This window comes from Bacillus sp. 7705b (genome assembly GCF_002289525.1).
Lineage (GTDB): Bacteria > Bacillota > Bacilli > Bacillales > Bacillaceae > Bacillus > Bacillus halotolerans.
Genome location: NZ_NSDH01000042.1, coordinates 1 through 15966, shown reverse-complemented (window position 1 = coordinate 15966; position 15966 = coordinate 1). Strand labels below are relative to the sequence as shown.

At 42.3% G+C, this 15966-nt stretch carries 16 protein-coding genes and 1 pseudogene; 4 read left to right on the top strand and 13 right to left on the bottom strand.

Annotation, left to right across the window (positions count from 1 at the left end; all coding sequences use genetic code 11):
• Positions 1-15 precede the first annotated feature (15 nt).
• On the top strand, positions 16-2523 hold the full coding sequence (locus tag CJU60_RS16310; protein ID WP_095714316.1) for an NB-ARC domain-containing protein: 2508 nt from the start codon (positions 16-18) through the stop codon (positions 2521-2523).
• Between the two features lie 90 nt (positions 2524-2613).
• Here CJU60_RS16310 and CJU60_RS21910 read toward each other — a convergent pair whose 3' ends face one another.
• The 4 genes and pseudogenes from CJU60_RS21910 to groES form a co-directional block, all read right to left on the bottom strand.
• Positions 2614-3237, bottom strand: coding sequence for an alpha/beta hydrolase (locus tag CJU60_RS21910; protein WP_255238355.1), 624 nt, complete (start codon positions 3235-3237; stop codon positions 2614-2616).
• 210 nt (positions 3238-3447) lie between these two features.
• A pseudogene (locus tag CJU60_RS21905) lies at positions 3448-3770 on the bottom strand (hypothetical protein); the annotation flags it as partial.
• 813 nt (positions 3771-4583) lie between these two features.
• Positions 4584-6218: a chaperonin GroEL gene (gene groL / locus CJU60_RS16295; RefSeq protein ID WP_010333214.1), complete on the bottom strand. Its 1635-nt coding sequence runs from the start codon at positions 6216-6218 to the stop codon at positions 4584-4586.
• A 46-nt stretch (positions 6219-6264) separates the two neighbouring features.
• Positions 6265-6549, bottom strand: coding sequence for a co-chaperone GroES (gene groES / locus CJU60_RS16290; RefSeq protein ID WP_003155970.1), 285 nt, complete (start codon positions 6547-6549; stop codon positions 6265-6267).
• A gap of 238 nt (positions 6550-6787) precedes the next feature.
• Between groES and CJU60_RS16285 the strand changes: the two genes are divergently transcribed.
• Both CJU60_RS16285 and CJU60_RS16280 read left to right on the top strand, forming a co-directional pair.
• Positions 6788-7522 carry a CPBP family intramembrane glutamic endopeptidase gene (locus CJU60_RS16285; protein WP_095714315.1) on the top strand — a complete coding sequence of 245 codons (735 nt, stop codon included), beginning with the start codon at positions 6788-6790 and terminating at the stop codon, positions 7520-7522.
• The gene (locus CJU60_RS16280; RefSeq protein WP_024120410.1) at positions 7519-7710 is read left to right on the top strand and encodes a DUF4305 domain-containing protein; all 192 of its coding nucleotides are present in this window, start codon (positions 7519-7521) and stop codon (positions 7708-7710) included. The genes CJU60_RS16285 and CJU60_RS16280 overlap by 4 nt, the downstream gene beginning before the upstream one ends.
• Positions 7711-7754: 44 nt before the next feature.
• On the opposite strand, the gene tatC is transcribed toward CJU60_RS16280, so the two are convergent.
• The 4 genes from tatC to moaC are packed head-to-tail and all read right to left on the bottom strand — an operon-like array spanning position 7755 to position 9871.
• Complete coding sequence (gene tatC, locus CJU60_RS16275) at positions 7755-8513, bottom strand: twin-arginine translocase subunit TatC (RefSeq protein ID WP_081638244.1); 759 nt, start codon at positions 8511-8513, stop codon at positions 7755-7757.
• Between the two features lie 6 nt (positions 8514-8519).
• On the bottom strand, positions 8520-8693 hold the full coding sequence (gene tatAY, locus CJU60_RS16270; RefSeq protein WP_010333210.1) for a sec-independent protein translocase protein TatAY: 174 nt from the start codon (positions 8691-8693) through the stop codon (positions 8520-8522).
• A gap of 21 nt (positions 8694-8714) precedes the next feature.
• Positions 8715-9362, bottom strand: coding sequence for a redox-sensing transcriptional repressor Rex (locus CJU60_RS16265; RefSeq protein WP_010333209.1), 648 nt, complete (start codon positions 9360-9362; stop codon positions 8715-8717).
• Entirely contained in the window at positions 9359-9871 is a 513-nt protein-coding gene (gene moaC / locus CJU60_RS16260; protein ID WP_010333208.1) for a cyclic pyranopterin monophosphate synthase MoaC, read from the bottom strand. The genes CJU60_RS16265 and moaC overlap by 4 nt, the downstream gene beginning before the upstream one ends.
• A 126-nt stretch (positions 9872-9997) precedes the next feature.
• On the opposite strand from moaC, the gene CJU60_RS16255 reads away from it, so the two are divergent.
• Positions 9998-11926: an ABC-F family ATP-binding cassette domain-containing protein gene (locus CJU60_RS16255; RefSeq protein ID WP_095714314.1), complete on the top strand. Its 1929-nt coding sequence runs from the start codon at positions 9998-10000 to the stop codon at positions 11924-11926.
• A 226-nt stretch (positions 11927-12152) separates the two neighbouring features.
• On the opposite strand, the gene tsaD is transcribed toward CJU60_RS16255, so the two are convergent.
• The 5 genes from tsaD to thiL are packed head-to-tail and all read right to left on the bottom strand — an operon-like array spanning position 12153 to position 15789.
• Entirely contained in the window at positions 12153-13193 is a 1041-nt protein-coding gene (tsaD, locus tag CJU60_RS16250; protein ID WP_059335927.1) for a tRNA (adenosine(37)-N6)-threonylcarbamoyltransferase complex transferase subunit TsaD, read from the bottom strand.
• Complete coding sequence (gene rimI, locus CJU60_RS16245; protein WP_095714313.1) at positions 13186-13641, bottom strand: ribosomal protein S18-alanine N-acetyltransferase; 456 nt, start codon at positions 13639-13641, stop codon at positions 13186-13188. The genes tsaD and rimI overlap by 8 nt, the downstream gene beginning before the upstream one ends.
• Before the next feature lie 9 nt (positions 13642-13650).
• Positions 13651-14340 carry a tRNA (adenosine(37)-N6)-threonylcarbamoyltransferase complex dimerization subunit type 1 TsaB gene (gene tsaB, locus CJU60_RS16240; RefSeq protein WP_095714312.1) on the bottom strand — a complete coding sequence of 230 codons (690 nt, stop codon included), beginning with the start codon at positions 14338-14340 and terminating at the stop codon, positions 13651-13653.
• Positions 14321-14797, bottom strand: coding sequence for a tRNA (adenosine(37)-N6)-threonylcarbamoyltransferase complex ATPase subunit type 1 TsaE (tsaE, locus tag CJU60_RS16235; protein ID WP_095714311.1), 477 nt, complete (start codon positions 14795-14797; stop codon positions 14321-14323). The genes tsaB and tsaE overlap by 20 nt, the downstream gene beginning before the upstream one ends.
• 14 nt (positions 14798-14811) lie before the next feature.
• Positions 14812-15789, bottom strand: a complete 978-nt coding sequence (gene thiL, locus CJU60_RS16230; RefSeq protein ID WP_095714310.1) for a thiamine-phosphate kinase — start codon at positions 15787-15789, stop codon at positions 14812-14814.
• Positions 15790-15966: the final 177 nt, after the last annotated feature.

The following is a 15966-nucleotide window of genomic DNA, read 5'->3' as shown; positions in this document are numbered from 1 at the left end:
GGAGGTGCAGGTTTTATGGCTGAACTTGAAGATCGAAAACAATTTGCAGAATTGCTGGCATCTGGCGTAAAGTCATTAAAACTTCATCCAGATTATAAAGTCAGAAGGAATAAGAACGAAAAAACAAGACAGTCTTATTTAGACAACATTTCACACCAGCTGGGAGTTTCCCCAAACACGATTAAAAGCTGGATCGGACAGATGGGTGTGAACTATGTTCCCGGAAGAATAGAAGACGGAAAACTGTTCGGAATGATCTGGATCATTCTAGAAAAAACCGATATGAATATACAGTGGTTTACTGACCTGCTTGAGACCACCACTATACCGGTAATCAAACCTGCACTGCCTGTATGGGCGGCCTCATGTCTTAAAAAAGCGAAAATAGTACGGCAGGACAATTCATTCGGAGCACCGCTTGATCAAGATATTGAAAAAACAGTCAAACGTTTATTTCCCGATATTCTCGACCATAAAACGAATGCGCTTACAGAACAGATGCCTTTGACACACAACTTACCGTCACGCTGGTCGGGTCACTTTATAGGAAGAAGATTTGACATCGAGGCGATACGGCAATGGATGCTTTCCCCATCACCCGTCTGTTTAATTACCGGATGGGCAGGCACGGGAAAAACGACAACTGCTCTAGAAGCAGCCTATTCCTGTATCGGCGATTCCTCAGATTGGCCGGCATTCAACAGCATCATCTGGCTCAGTGCTGATTGGAAAGGATTAAGCTTTAGCGATTTTTTAAATACGATTGCATACCAGCTCGGACGCGCTGAACAAATCGATAAATCAATCAATGAAAAACGATTCGTCGTCCGCAATGCGTTAGCCAATTACACCAGAGAAAAACCGATACTGCTGATCGTGGACAGCATAGACACTGCTGAAAGAGACATTCACGAATTTATCACCAGCCTGCCCCAAGGCGTGAAAGTCCTCCTCACAGCACGTGAAAACTTGAAGCAAACCTATCGGGAAGGCTTCGGAGAAATGGTAACTATCCAGCTGAGCGGCCTTGAACAAACAGATGCCCTGGAATATTTTCATCAAGAAGTGAACCGCTGCCTGCAAATGTGCAACGATCCAACTAAACAAGCAAAGCTAGCGCAGCTGCTGGAACTATCTCCAGAACTGAAGAGCGAGTTCATTTCAGCGACTGCCGGAAACCCGAAAGCCATGGCACTCAGCATCGCCTATATGTCAGACGATGACATGCCCGCTCAGCAGCTGATTCATGAGCTCGGAAAAGCAGGCTACTCACTATTAGATCTGTTTGATTTTCTATTTGGGCGCACATGGCACAGATGCAATGAAGACACCCGGAAGCTATGGCAGGTGCTATGCTTTTTCAGCAAGCCGCCAGATGAAAAAAGCCTGGCGGCAGCAGCCGGATTAGACGCTCGCTGTTTTCATTACGCAGTTGAACAAATGCGATCTTTTGCTCTGATTCAGCCCGAACGAAGCAAAGGAAGTACACAGTACTTAGCACACCAAACCGTTGTCGCATACGGAGAACAGCACTTATCCGAAAATCAGCAATATGAAAAAGAAGCCCGCAGCCGCTGGGCGCACTATTATATTGATTATGCCGAAGCCCATTTAAAGCGAGAACAGCCCAACTCTATCTATTGGAGCTATCTGCTGGGACGGAATTTAGATCAAATGAAAAAAGAATGGCCAAACATCTTAAAGGTCATCAAATGGGCAAGCGAAACCGGACAAAATGAAATCCTAAATGAACTCATCACCCGCATCAGCCATTTTCTAAGCAGAATCAACCTGCCCCTGCGAATCGAATACGGACGTAAAGCCGCCGACGCCGCCCATCAATTAGGCCAACACACACGAGAAGCATTCTTCCGAATCGACACAGCAGGCTGGGCACTCATGGAAGTCAATGATTTAGACAGGGCGCTTCAACAAATTGAAGCCGGCCTGAAAATGCTGGAACAATCAGACACTGAAGAGCAAGACGTTCACGATCTAAAGGTATGGGGACTCGCACTGCAATCGAGACTGTTTTTAAAAGCCGGAAGTCATGAAAAAGCGGAAACAATTTTAATCGAAATCAAAGATGAACCGATTTCCCCTGCGATTCAGCACAGAGTTCTATTGGTTCGCGGAGATCTGAGCTTTGTGAAAGGTCATAATGAAGAAGCCATTCAATTATACGAAGCGGCAAATCAAATCAGCTCCATGTATGGGGGCGAAAAAACGATAGAAGCCTACTTCAATTTGGGTGTGGCTTACGTGAAATGTGATCTGTTTGAGAAAGCGGAAGAAGCCTTTGAGCAGATGCTTTATGACAAACACAACGCGAATCAGGTTGAGCTGATTTATTATTATTATGGGATGGCGCAGCTGTTGCATCGTAAAGGAGAGAAAACGAAAGCGATGGAAGCTAATCAGAAAGCGATTCGTTTGATTGATTCGTGGGAGCCTGCGATTGGGATTCGGGGAGACGTGGAAGAACTGGCAATGGTGATTAAAGAAAACGACTATTACTCATAGTTGTTCTGTCAGCAATCTCATGCTGTTTCTTTATTATAAATAGGAAAGGCCAACTGAAGTCGCAGTTGGCCTTTCGTTTCTTATTAAGGTCTACAAATGTACTGAACCAGGTTTTCCTGTATGTATTCTTTCTCGTATAAAGGAAAGCGTATCATTTGCCAGCTTTTTGCGACAAAGAACAATACCGGAATGACCACAATTGTAGACATATCTTGTGGGCTTCCCCCAACTTTCCCATAAATAATCTGCATCTTTTAAGTCAATATATTGATCGTGTTTAGCTGAAATCAGCAGAATGTTATCTTTATTAACTTTTGGCAAGGCTTGACTAGGATCTGTGATATTCCAATATTTCACTAAATCTTCATAGGTCACACTATTTTGTTCTAATTCCTCTCTTATAAATTTACCCGGGATCGTGTTCCATATCGAATAAGAAAGGCGATTGGCATAAAAGATTGATACCACTACATCAATTTGAGAATCTAAGGTAGCAATTAGATTAGTAACCCATCCCCCTAAGCTTACTCCCGCTATGATAACAGGGCCTTTTTTATTTGCTTTTATCCAGTGAATGAACGCCCGTAAATCTACAATAGACTGTCTTGTCGACTCAATTGTACGATCAATGTTTGCACTAATCATCAACTCGCCACTATACAGTGAATTTTCCGGTTCTCTTTCAAAATGGTATGGTAGAGAATAATAATACATGTTCCAGCCTAAATCGTTCATTATACGATTATGAAATATTTTTTTGATTCTATCGAACGAATCCATGCGCCAGCCGTGTACAAAGATAACATTGGGTTGATCTATATCATTTTCATTTAAAAAAACCTCCCCTATTAAAGTGTCATTAACAGGATTCCCAGATTGCATTAAAGATTCATAGCTAAATGTTCCAACCTTATAATTTTTTCCTGACTCATTCAAATCAATTGAAACATCAGCTATATTTGCACTGTAAAATTCTTCTCTATCATCTATATCGGCTGTAAAAGCAGCAGAAAAATGTTTATCTTTGCTTCTTTTTCTGTGTAAATCATATAAAGCCAAGCGATCTATCATTTTTGAGAAATGCACTATTAAGTCCTCCTTGATAATCAAAAAACTAATATTAGAGTTGATAATTGGATTGTCTGTCTCCATAGAGTCGGGACGGATTTTATCAAGAATCTAACTTCATCGACAGTGAATTTTTGGGGATCGGATGTCATTATTCTGTCTCTCTTTATTCTTAACAAAAAAGACGAGTTCCTTATTGCAAGGAAAACATCGTCTTTTAGTAGCTAAAAAAAGCAGCACAAATAGACATTTTAACAGGATTTCTCTTTGACAGCGCTTTCCTAGAGGAAACCGTCTAAAAGTGTTGGTGGCACTATTTATCTAGATAACGGGGTCTTTTTTTGTCGTATGAGAGTATACCAATATTGTCTCCTGTCTGCAATAGAGAGAAAGGTAACAGAGGTTGGGACGAATAATTTTCAACCCCATAAGTGAATGGATATAGAAAATGACCAAAAATAAATAACTCAATGCCCTTCCTCTTTGTGGATAAGGGCTCTTATTATTTCAATTACTTATTGTTTCACTTTTATTTTGGTCGGGCTCATAATATCATGGATAAGCCCAGAATAGGCTGGAACCTTCTCGCTGCATTCCAAATAATGCCTCGTGTTATTTTTTGAGACGATGGAATTCAACTCACTTCTGGTTTTCAGCAGTCGAAGATAAGGTCCTGCGCGTCCTTAAAAATCACAAAGGAAATCAAAACAAAGTCAAGATGCAAATAAAGCATGAATTGTATGATGAGAATTTTGTATTTTAGTCGATAGAATAGTCTATATCGGGGTTACCTACCGTTTATCAAAACTATTGAGTATCGATATAAAACAGTGCTAAAAAAATCAAACCACAAAAGACAGAAAAAAAGAAGCCTCTCACAAGTTCGGTGAACTCATGAGAAGCCTCGAAAATTTATAAATGGCATCAAAAGGGCATCAAAAATGACGTCCGTTGCCGACAAACCCTTGTTTATCAAGGGTTTTTTGTCGGTGTTACATCATGCCGCCCATACCGCCCATGCCGCCCATATCAGGCATTCCTGCGCCGCCGGCATTTTCTTCCGGTTTGTCAGCGACAACAGCTTCAGTTGTTAAGAGCATTGCTGCTACAGAAGCTGCGTTTTGCAGTGCAGAGCGTGTTACTTTCGTTGGGTCAACGATACCTTTTTCGATCATGTTTACCCATTCGCCAGTTGCAGCGTTGAAGCCTACGCCGATTTCTTCGTTTTTCAGGCGCTCAACGATGACAGATCCTTCAAGACCTGCATTGTGCGCGATTTGACGAATTGGCTCTTCAAGCGCGCGAAGCACGATGTTGATACCTGTTTGCGCATCACCTTCAGCTTCAACGGCAGCCACTTTGTTATATACGTTGACAAGCGCTGTACCACCGCCGGATACGATGCCTTCTTCAACAGCTGCGCGAGTTGAGTTCAGGGCGTCTTCGATGCGAAGTTTACGCTCTTTCAGCTCAGTTTCAGTCGCAGCGCCGACTTTGATGACAGCTACGCCGCCAGCAAGTTTAGCAAGACGCTCTTGTAATTTTTCTCTGTCGAACTCAGAAGTTGTTTCTTCCACTTGTGCGCGGATTTGAGTGACGCGTGCAGAAATTTTATCTGTTTCGCCAGCACCTTCAACGATTGTTGTGTTTTCTTTTGTAACCACAACTTTAGAAGCGCGTCCCAATTGTCCGATTTCAGTAGATTTCAGGTCAAGGCCAAGATCTTCTGTGATGACTTCTCCGCCAGTAAGGACAGCGATGTCTTCAAGCATTGCTTTACGGCGGTCACCGAATCCAGGAGCTTTAACAGCAACTGCGTTGAATGTGCCGCGAAGTTTGTTCACAACAAGTGTTGCAAGAGCTTCACCTTCAACATCCTCAGCGATCAGAAGCAATGGTTTGCCTTGCTGAACAACCTGCTCAAGCACAGGAAGGATTTCTTGAATGTTTGTGATTTTTTTGTCTGTGATTAAGATGTAAGGATTGTCAAGAACCGCTTCCATCTTATCAGAATCAGTTACCATGTAAGGAGACGCATATCCGCGGTCGAATTGCATACCTTCAACAACTTCAAGCTCAGTTGTGAAGCCTTTAGACTCTTCGATTGTGATAACGCCGTCGTTGCCTACGCGCTCCATTGCTTCAGCGATAAGGCTTCCGACTTCCTCATCAGCAGCAGAGATCGCAGCAACCTGAGCGATAGATTCTTTGCCTTCGATTGGCTTAGAAATTTCTTTCAGATTCTCGATCGCAACGTTTACAGCTTGTTCCATACCTTTACGCACGCCTACAGGGTTAGCGCCTGCTGTTACGTTTTTAAGGCCTTCACGAATCATTGCTTGCGCAAGAACTGTCGCAGTTGTTGTACCGTCACCGGCAACGTCGTTTGTTTTGCTGGCTACTTCAGCTACAAGCTTAGCACCCATATTTTCAAACGCGTCTTCAAGTTCGATTTCTTTAGCGATTGTTACACCGTCATTAGTGATTAACGGAGAACCGAATTTTTTCTCTAGAACCACGTTGCGTCCTTTTGGTCCTAAAGTTACTTTTACAGCATCAGCAAGTGCATCAACACCGCGAAGCATTGCGCGGCGAGCTTCTTCACTAAACTTAATATCTTTTGCCATGTGTACGAAACCTCCTCGAATTTTTAAGTAGTTGTTTATTTAAGAATTAGCCGATAACAGCTAAAATGTCACTTTCACGTAAGATTAAGTATTCAGTACCTTCGTATTTCACTTCAGTACCTGCGTATTTTGAGAAGATAATGCGGTCGCCCTCTTTTACTTCTAAAGCAACGCGCTCTCCGCTTTCTAACACGCGACCTGAACCAGCTGCCACGATTTTGCCTTCTTGCGGCTTTTCTTTTGCAGAATCCGGTAACACAATTCCGCTGGCAGTTTTTTCTTCAGATTCTACGAGTTCAATGACAACGCGATCACCTAATGGCTTTAACAATGTAATAACCTCCTCAATAGTATGAATATGTAATTTTAGCACTCAGCACTAAAGAGTGCTAACACAATTCTTATAATAAAGAATCTCACTTCCAATTTCAAGTGATAAGATAAAAAATTTTTCACGCTTACATCATTCTTTTTAGCTCAGATATCCCTTGGCTTTTTCACCCCCGATTCAATTATGTTACAATAGCTGTAGACAAAAGAAACCCATTTAACAAAGGAGTACATACCATTTGAGAAAACAGTATTGGTTTATTATTTTGACATATATCATCATGCAGTTTTCAGCAGTAATCGGGATTCCCTTGTTATTTAAATTCGGTTATGCGGGAGGACAGCCCACAAAAGAAAATCTGCTGTACGCGCAGGGATTATGGTCCGTCATCAGTTTTATTGCCTGTCTGATTGTTGTTTTGCTCATTCTCAGAACTGTGCCTAAAACTACGCTGCGGAACGAAAAGAAAGACTCGGTCGGACTTTCGATCCTTTGGGCGATAGCCGGTTTTTTCATAGCCCTTTTCTCTCAAGGAATAGCCGGTTCTATTGAATATTATGTATTTGACATCGGGAGAGAATCAGAAAATACTAAAGCCATCCTGGATGTGATCCAGGCAGTCCCGCTCATGATTATCGTTTCTTCTATCATCGGGCCTATATTAGAAGAAATCATCTTCAGAAAAATCATTTTCGGCGCGCTGTACGAAAAAACAAATTTCTTTATTGCCGGACTGATCAGCTCCATTATTTTCGGAATTGTTCACGCGGATTTAACGCACCTTCTGCTGTATACGGCAATGGGCTTTACCTTTGCATTTTTATATGCGAGAACCAAACGGATTTGGGTGCCGATTTTCGCCCATGTAATGATGAATACATTCGTCGTCATTATGCAGCTTGAGCCTGTTCAGAAATACCTTGAACAGCAAAGCACACAAATGCAATTGATTATTGGAGGATTATTTTCATGAGAAACCCGATAGTGTGGGGAATGATCTACTTTGCCGTAGGGTGCATCTTTACTTATCTCGCCGCAAGCTCGCCAGGCAGCATGTGGTCATTTTACTCCATCCTGCTGATGGTGTTCGCTGCATACAACATCAGCATTTCTTTTAAGATGTTCGCCTTTTCATTTAAAATAAAGAAGAACCAGAAATAAAGAAAATCCATTTCTCTCTATGAGAAATGGATTTTTTATGTTGGCTAAGAAGAAACGTCCTGATCGGCAGCACTGTTTTTCTGCGCTTTCCGATAGGCAGCCTTCGATATTAAAATACTGATTTCATACAAAATCAAGAGCGGAACAGTCACCATCATATGAGACAAAAGCTCAGGTGGTGTGATCAGAGCAGCAATCACAAGCAGCGTAAAGTACGCATACTTTCTGATTTTCGCTAAGAACATCGGTGTCACAATTCCAAGCCTTGTCAAAAACATAAGGATGACCGGCATTTGAAACAACAGTCCAAACGGAATCGTCAGCTGCAGAAGAAAATGAAAATATTCATTAATTCCAATCACCTGAGTGACATTCAAATCCTGAGATATCCGTTTCATAAAATCGACAACAAAAGGAAATAAAATATAATAGGAAAAAGATAAACCCGCTAAAAACAGCAAAATAGAGATCGGAATGTAGCTGAGCGTTACTTTGCGCTCCTTTTCATAGAGGCCCGGGCTCACAAAAGCCCAAAGCTGATAAAGAATAACCGGCGAAGTCAGGACAATCCCGATGATAAACGCAAACTGCATAAACACATAAAGCGGGTCTGTCAGATTAAACGCGTTGAGCGTGAGCTCCTTCGCTTCATCCGTTTCTTGCAGATACACTATAATCGGCTTCGCTAAAAAAAATCCCGCGATAAAGAAAACGACAAACGCCAGCGCCACAACCAGCAATCGTTTTCGAAGCTCCGCAATATGCTCCAGCAGCGACATTTGATTCACTTTCATTTGTGTCATCCTAACTTACTGATTCTCTTTCTTTTTTTCCTCATCATCACTCGCTAATCCTTTAGTAGCATTTTTGAATTCACGAAGTGTGTCTCCAGCCGCTTTTCCCAACTCAGGCAGCTTTTTGGGGCCAAAGATAATCAGAGCAACGATTGCGATAACAGCAAGGCTTCCAGGACCGATCGGCATATTTGGGCTCCTCCTTTCCGTTTACTCGATTTCCTCTAAAACAGAATAATGCTTCAAGAAATAAACCAGTGACTGAAGCTCTACAGCTAAATCTATATGATGAATTCGAATGTGTTCCGGCACATTCAAACGGGCCGGCGTAAAATTAAGAATACCCTTGATCCCTAACGCAACCAATCTGTCGGTAATCGATTGGGCCGCTACTGCGGGCACTGTCAGAATGGCAACTGATTCGCCTTTTACATGTTTTTCAAGATCATCGAGGTTAAAGACGGGCACACCGCCTACCTCAGTTCCTATTTTACTCTCATTTATATCAAAAGCCATAGAAATTTTTGTGTTATTATTTTTTGTGAAATTATAGTGAAGAAACGCTGTTCCTAAGTTTCCGACACCAATCAGGATAACGTCTGTCATTTCATCCTGATCAAGCGTTTTTCGGAAAAATGACAGCAAATAATCGACATTATATCCGTATCCTTTTTTGCCAAGAGCTCCAAAATAGGAAAAATCCCTGCGAATCGTGGCAGAATCAACCTTTACGGCATCGCTGAGTTCAGCGGATGATACACGCTGTTTTCCTGACGCATGCAGATTCTTTAAAAAGCGATAATATAGCGGCAGCCGTTTTGCCGTCGCCTGCGGAATTTTTGATTGATCCTTATTCATTTTTGGTCCTCCAAATTATACTCGGATAGTTCTCTTTTAAAGTCACCGTTTTTTCCGCCTGTCTTTTCCAGCAAGCAGGTAGGGCCGATGACCATCCCCTTATCAAGCGCCTTGCACATATCGTAAACAGTAAGGGCACACACCGATGCAGAAGTTAGCGCTTCCATTTCCACACCTGTACTCCCTTTCGTTTTGACCTGTGCTTTTATATGAAGTATAACTTCTGTTTCTTTTATTTTCCAGTCAAACGAAATATCGACCCCGCTCAAGGATAGCGGATGGCACATCGGAATGATATTTGATGTTTGTTTCGCAGCCATAATACCCGCCACCTGAGCGACAGCAAGTACATCTCCTTTGCCGATATCATGGCTTTTTATTTTCTCGTACACTTCACTCTTCATGTGTACGCTTGATACAGCCGCCGCAGTACGGACAGTCGAAGATTTTTCGCTGATATCCACCATCTGGGCTCTGCCCTGTTCATTAAAATGAGAAAATCCATTCATAGTAAAAACTCTCCTTAAACAGATCATACACTATTTTCTTCTCTATGTCTTATTCGGCCAATGTATTGTTTGCTGAGTTCTGGTTCATAAGCTACACTTAACTTATTATAGCAGAGGTGAAATAATATGATGATCTTACAAATTAATCAGCTTTCCAAATCATTTGGTGCTGATACTATTTTAAACAATATAAAGCTGGAAGTCAGAAACCGTGATCGCGTCGCAATTGTAGGAAGAAACGGCGCTGGGAAATCTACACTCCTTAAAATTATCGCAGGTCACCTTTCATATGAAAAGGGTGAAATGATCAAGCCGAAAGATATCACAATGGGCTATTTGGCCCAGCATACCGGCTTGGATTCTAAGCTTACCATAAAAGAAGAGCTGCTGACTGTTTTTGATCACTTAAAAGCAATGGAAAAAGAAATGCGAAACATAGAAGAAAAAATGGCGACAGCTGACCCAAGTGAACTGGAAAGCATCATGAAAACCTACGACCGCCTTCAGCAGGAATTTAAAGATAAAGGCGGCTATCAGTATGAAGCAGATGTCAGATCTGTGCTGCACGGTCTCGGCTTCAGCCATTTTGACGATTCAACACAGGTGCAAAGCCTGAGCGGAGGTCAGAAAACAAGACTGGCCTTGGGTAAGCTTCTGTTAACACAGCCTGATCTTCTCATTCTAGATGAGCCGACCAACCATCTGGACATTGATACGCTGACATGGCTTGAACATTATTTACAAGGCTATTCAGGCGCGATTCTGATTGTTTCTCACGACCGCTACTTTTTGGACAAAGTGGTGAACCAGGTGTACGAGGTATCAAGATCAGAAAGCAAAAAGTATCACGGCAACTACAGCGCTTATCTAGACCAAAAAGCTGCCCAATATGAAAAGGATCTTAAGCTGTATGAAAAACAGCAGGATGAAATCGCCAAGCTGCAGGACTTTGTAGACCGAAATCTGGCGAGAGCCTCAACGACAAAAAGAGCACAAAGCCGCCGGAAACAGCTTGAACGGATGGACGTCATGTCAAAACCGCTCGGCGACGAAAAATCAGCAAATTTTCATTTCAATATTACAAAACAGAGCGGGAACGAGGTCCTGCGGGTTCAGGATCTGACCATCAGCTATGAAAACCAGCCTCCGCTTCTGACAGATGTGTCGTTTAGGCTTACAAGAGGAGAAAGCGCCGCTCTTGTAGGTCCCAACGGAATCGGAAAATCAACCCTGCTGAAAACATTAATAAACACATTGAAGCCGGATCAAGGAACAATAGCGTACGGTTCAAATGTCAGTGTCGGTTACTATGACCAGGAACAGGCTGAGCTGACTTCCTCTAAACGCGTCATTGATGAGCTGTGGGACGAGTATCCGGAGCTTCAAGAGAAAGAAATCAGAACGTGCCTCGGAAATTTCTTATTCTCCGGGGATGATGTGCTTAAACCTGTCCATTCCCTAAGCGGGGGCGAAAAAGCAAGAGTGGCCCTGGCAAAGCTGATGCTGCAAAAAGCTAACTTTCTCATTCTTGATGAGCCGACGAACCATCTAGACTTAGACAGCAAAGAAGTTCTCGAAAACGCATTGATCGATTATCCGGGCACATTGTTATTTGTCTCACATGACAGATATTTTATTAACAGAATCGCAACAAGGGTATATGAGCTTTCTCCAAACCATATTGAAGAATATCTCGGAGATTACGATTATTATACAGAGAAAAAAACACAGCAGCTGGAATTGGAGAAAATGAAACAGCAAGAGGAAACTGAAAAAGCCACGGTTGCAATGAAATCCGACTCTAAACGTTCTTATGAGGAAGAAAAAGAATGGAAAAAGAAAGAACGACAACGACTCAGACGCATAGAAGAAATTGAAACGACAGTTCAAACCATAGAAGAAAAAATCAGTCACAATGATGAATTACTTTGTGATCCGGAAGTATATCAGGACCACGAAAAGGTACAAGCCATCCACGCTGACAACGAGAAACTCAATCAAGAATTGGAAAACCTATTATCAGAATGGGAAGAACTATCCACAGAAGAAGATTAAAAAAGTCAAGCACCTCTTTTTTAGAGGTGCTTTTTATCCACAGAAAATAGCCTTATAAGCAAACGAAGAAAGCGGTTTATACACAGTATCCACAAAATATTCTGAATTTATCCACTTTATTAACAGCCTCTCAACCCCTTTATCCATCTATATCTCTATAATTGCTCACAGATATGTGGATAAATTGAGAATTATCTGTTAATAACAATAAAAAAGCCTCACGCCATTATGTCGTGAGACCCTGGTAAGAAGTCAGTTCAAGACCAGGCTGGCCATTCATATCATATGATCCGCGAATCCCTTTTTCAAAAGCAATTGTACCGGCCGCAGCAATCATTGCAGCATTATCCGTACATAAGGATAGCGGAGGAATGATGAGCGCCGTCCCCTCATGCTGGGAAAATTCCTTCTGTAACGCAGCTCTGAGTCCTCTGTTTGCAGCTACTCCGCCGGCCAAAAGAACCTGTTTGACACCATATTCTTTTGCAGCGCGTGCCGTTTTTGTCACTAAGACATCAATGACGCTATTCTGAAAACTGGCAGAAAGATCTTCCGGCGCAATTTCCTGTCCTTTTTGAGCCGCGTTATGAAGCGTATTGATCACAGCTGATTTCAGCCCGCTGAAGCTGAAATTATAAGAGCCTTCTTCAAGCCATGCGCGAGGCAGAGGAATAGTGTCATTCCCTGATTCCGCAAGCTTGTCAATCTGCGGTCCGCCTGGATACGGGAGACCCATTGTTCTCGCCACTTTGTCATAAGCTTCCCCTGCTGCATCATCGAGTGTTTCCCCGATTACTTCAAATGAACCGTGTTCTTTCATATAAACCAATTCAGTATGGCCGCCAGAAACGACCAATGCAAGCGCTGGAAAAACAATCTCTTCTACTAAACGGTTTGCGTATATATGGCCCGCTATATGATGGACTCCAACTAACGGAATATGATGCGCAAAGCTCAATGCTTTAGCGGCGTTTACCCCGATTAGCAGTGCTCCCACCAATCCCGGGCCTTCAGTAACTGCAATCGCATCTATGTCACGATATGTCATGTCTGCTTTACGGAAAGCCTCTTCGATCACTAAAGTGATTTGCTCCACATGATGTCTTGATGCTATTTCCGGCACAACCCCTCCGAATCGTTTATGGCTTTCAATTTGAGAGGCCACAACGTTCGAGACGATTTCTGTTCCGTTTTTTACAATAGCTGCTGCCGTTTCATCGCAGCTCGTTTCGATTCCTAATATATAAAGATCTTTTTGCTCATTCATTTATCATCACCCACATAATTAACGCATCTTCCCCGTTATCAGTATAATAGTTCTTTCTTATTCCGCCGGGCTGCATCCCGAACTTTTTATATAAACTTTGAGCAGGGTGATTGGAAACCCTCACTTCAAGCGAAAGCCGCCTCGCCTCTTTTTCTTTACAAAGCTCGAGAGCTGAACGAAAAAGTGCTTCTCCTAAAGACTGGCCCCTATACTCTGGTTTAATCGCTATATTTGTGATTTGGGCGTCGTCCATCACAATCCAAATCCCGCAATAACCCGCGATACAATCGTCCTTTTCAATCACGAGATAGTGGGCATACGGATTTTCAAGCAATTCATGATAAAACGAATCCTTCGTCCAGGGAGACGTAAAGGAGGATGTTTCAATTTCGTATACGTGATCAACATCATCAAGCTGCATTTTTCTGACTGCTGCTTTTGTTTTCATCCTATCACCCTACTTTTGACTTTCAATCCATTTCGCTTCAGCTTCTGCAAGCCGCAAATAATCCGGCACAAGCCCGTGAATATCAGCAGCTTCCCTATCCGCACCCAAGTAAGCCAATTCTGAAGGGCGGGGATTATGCTGAACCGCAGACCCTATGATTCCTTTTGTTCCTAATACATCCAGTATCGTCTCCTTGTGTATGGATGTATCATTTCCTAAAAACAAAACAGGGCGATCTTTCTCTTTTAGCATCTCCAGCCACTCTGTCAGCATCACATTTTGATCCGGCACAGCCTGTTCTAAAAGCCCGTTTTTATATTCATAAAGACCTGTATACACCTGTCCGCGTCTCGCATCAAATATAGGGCTGATCAGACCGTCAAAGTGACGTCCATTTGCCGCGAGCGCTTCAAGACTTGAAACAGCAGAAATCGGAATGTTTAAAGACCAGGCAAGTGTTTTGGCAATGGTTACACCGATTCTCACCCCTGTGTACGAGCCAGGACCTTTTGCGACAACAATTTTAGAAAGATCCTGCGGGGTTGTATCACAATCATTCAGCAAAGAATGAACAGCAGGCATCGCTCTCACAGAGTGATTCTTTTTTAAATATGTCATGTATTCTGCTATGACAGTGTTGTCCCGAAGCAGCGCTATGCCTAAAGTATAATTCGATGTATCAATTGCTAATATTGTCATGTCTACTTATCTCCTCACAAAGCATTTCATACCGATTCCCCACAGCTGTAAAGGTGATCTCTCTTTCATCATCACCAGCTCTTTTAATGGCAATTTGCAGTCGCTCCTGCGGAAGCTGCTCTTCAATTAAATGTGCCCATTCCACTAAGCAGACACCTTGTCCATGAAAATATTCATCAAGTCCTAAGTCTTCACTCTCGTCTTCCATTCTGTATACATCCATATGATAAAGAGGAAGTGAACCATCGTTATATTCTTTTATGATCGTAAACGTCGGACTGTTTACAACACGTGTAATTCCGAGTCCTTCAGCAAAACCTTTTGTAAAGGTTGTTTTCCCAGTTCCTAAATCGCCCTCTAATGTCAGGACGTCCCCAGGCTTTGAAAACGATGCAGTCAGCTTAGCAATCGCTTTTGTTTCTTCAGGATTTACAGTTCTCCATTTTAATTGCTTCACACGAGTCACCCGTCTTATTTAAAATGATTATATCCTTTTTTCTCTAAAGTCATTGTTTCTTCATCTGTCTTTAATACGACATTGGATTCTGTCTTTTCACGGACACATCCAATCTTTTTAATTGGCAGTTGAAGTCTGCTGCACTCCTGCTGTAACACTTCCCAGTCTTCCTTTGAGATCGTCCCAGTCAGCTCAAAATCCTCTCCGCCAAACAAAGCCCATTCCTTCCATTGGGAATTTAACTTAGGCAAGTCCGGATGAACTGGAAGAAGGCTCTCGTCAATTTCTATTGAAACAGAGCTGGATTCAGCAATTTCATGCAATTCACTTGCCAATCCGTCACTAATATCATTAAGAGCCACACGCTGAGCGTTCGAGCATAGTCTGCCAACACTCACTCTTGGGTGAGGCCGTTTATGCCTATTGATAAAGTGATCTGTTTCAAATGATGTTTCCGGATGAGAGGACTCTTTTAGCAGCAATGAAAGTCCAGCGGCAGAAGAACCGATTTCACCAGTGACAAAGACAATATCATTCGGCTTTGCCAAACTGCGCAAACAGGCACGTCCCTTTTCAACTTCCCCAATCACAGTCACTGTGACGACTAGTTTATCGTTAGTAGAAACTGTATCACCGCCAATCAGGTCCATACAGTATAGTTTCGCCAGTTCATTCATTCCTTCATACATTGCCTTGATTTCTGATGCCGTCCATTTTGAAGGCACCGCAAGAGACACTAAATAAAACTTAGGAATACCTCCCATTGCGGCAATATCACTTATATTTATAGCCAACGCCTTATATCCAATGTCCTCCGGCGAAGAATAGCTCAATTTAAAATGCACGTCCTCTACCATTGTATCGACACATACAATTTCCTGCACACCGTTTTTCGCTGTGTAAAGAGCGGCATCGTCTCCAATTCCTACATCAACGGAAGAATGGTGAATGGTTCGCGGAGTAATACTATTAATTAAATCAAACTCATCCATTAACCAAACCTCCTTTTGGTCTGATTATGTTTTATATGTACTGTATCTAGTGTATCGGATTATGGTGAAATATCCAAGATGTTGCCGATATAAAGAAAGCTTGGCTATCATACCAAGCAAAAGATGTAATAAAAGAAAACACAAAAAAAACGAAAACATGATCGTTTCGTTTACAAT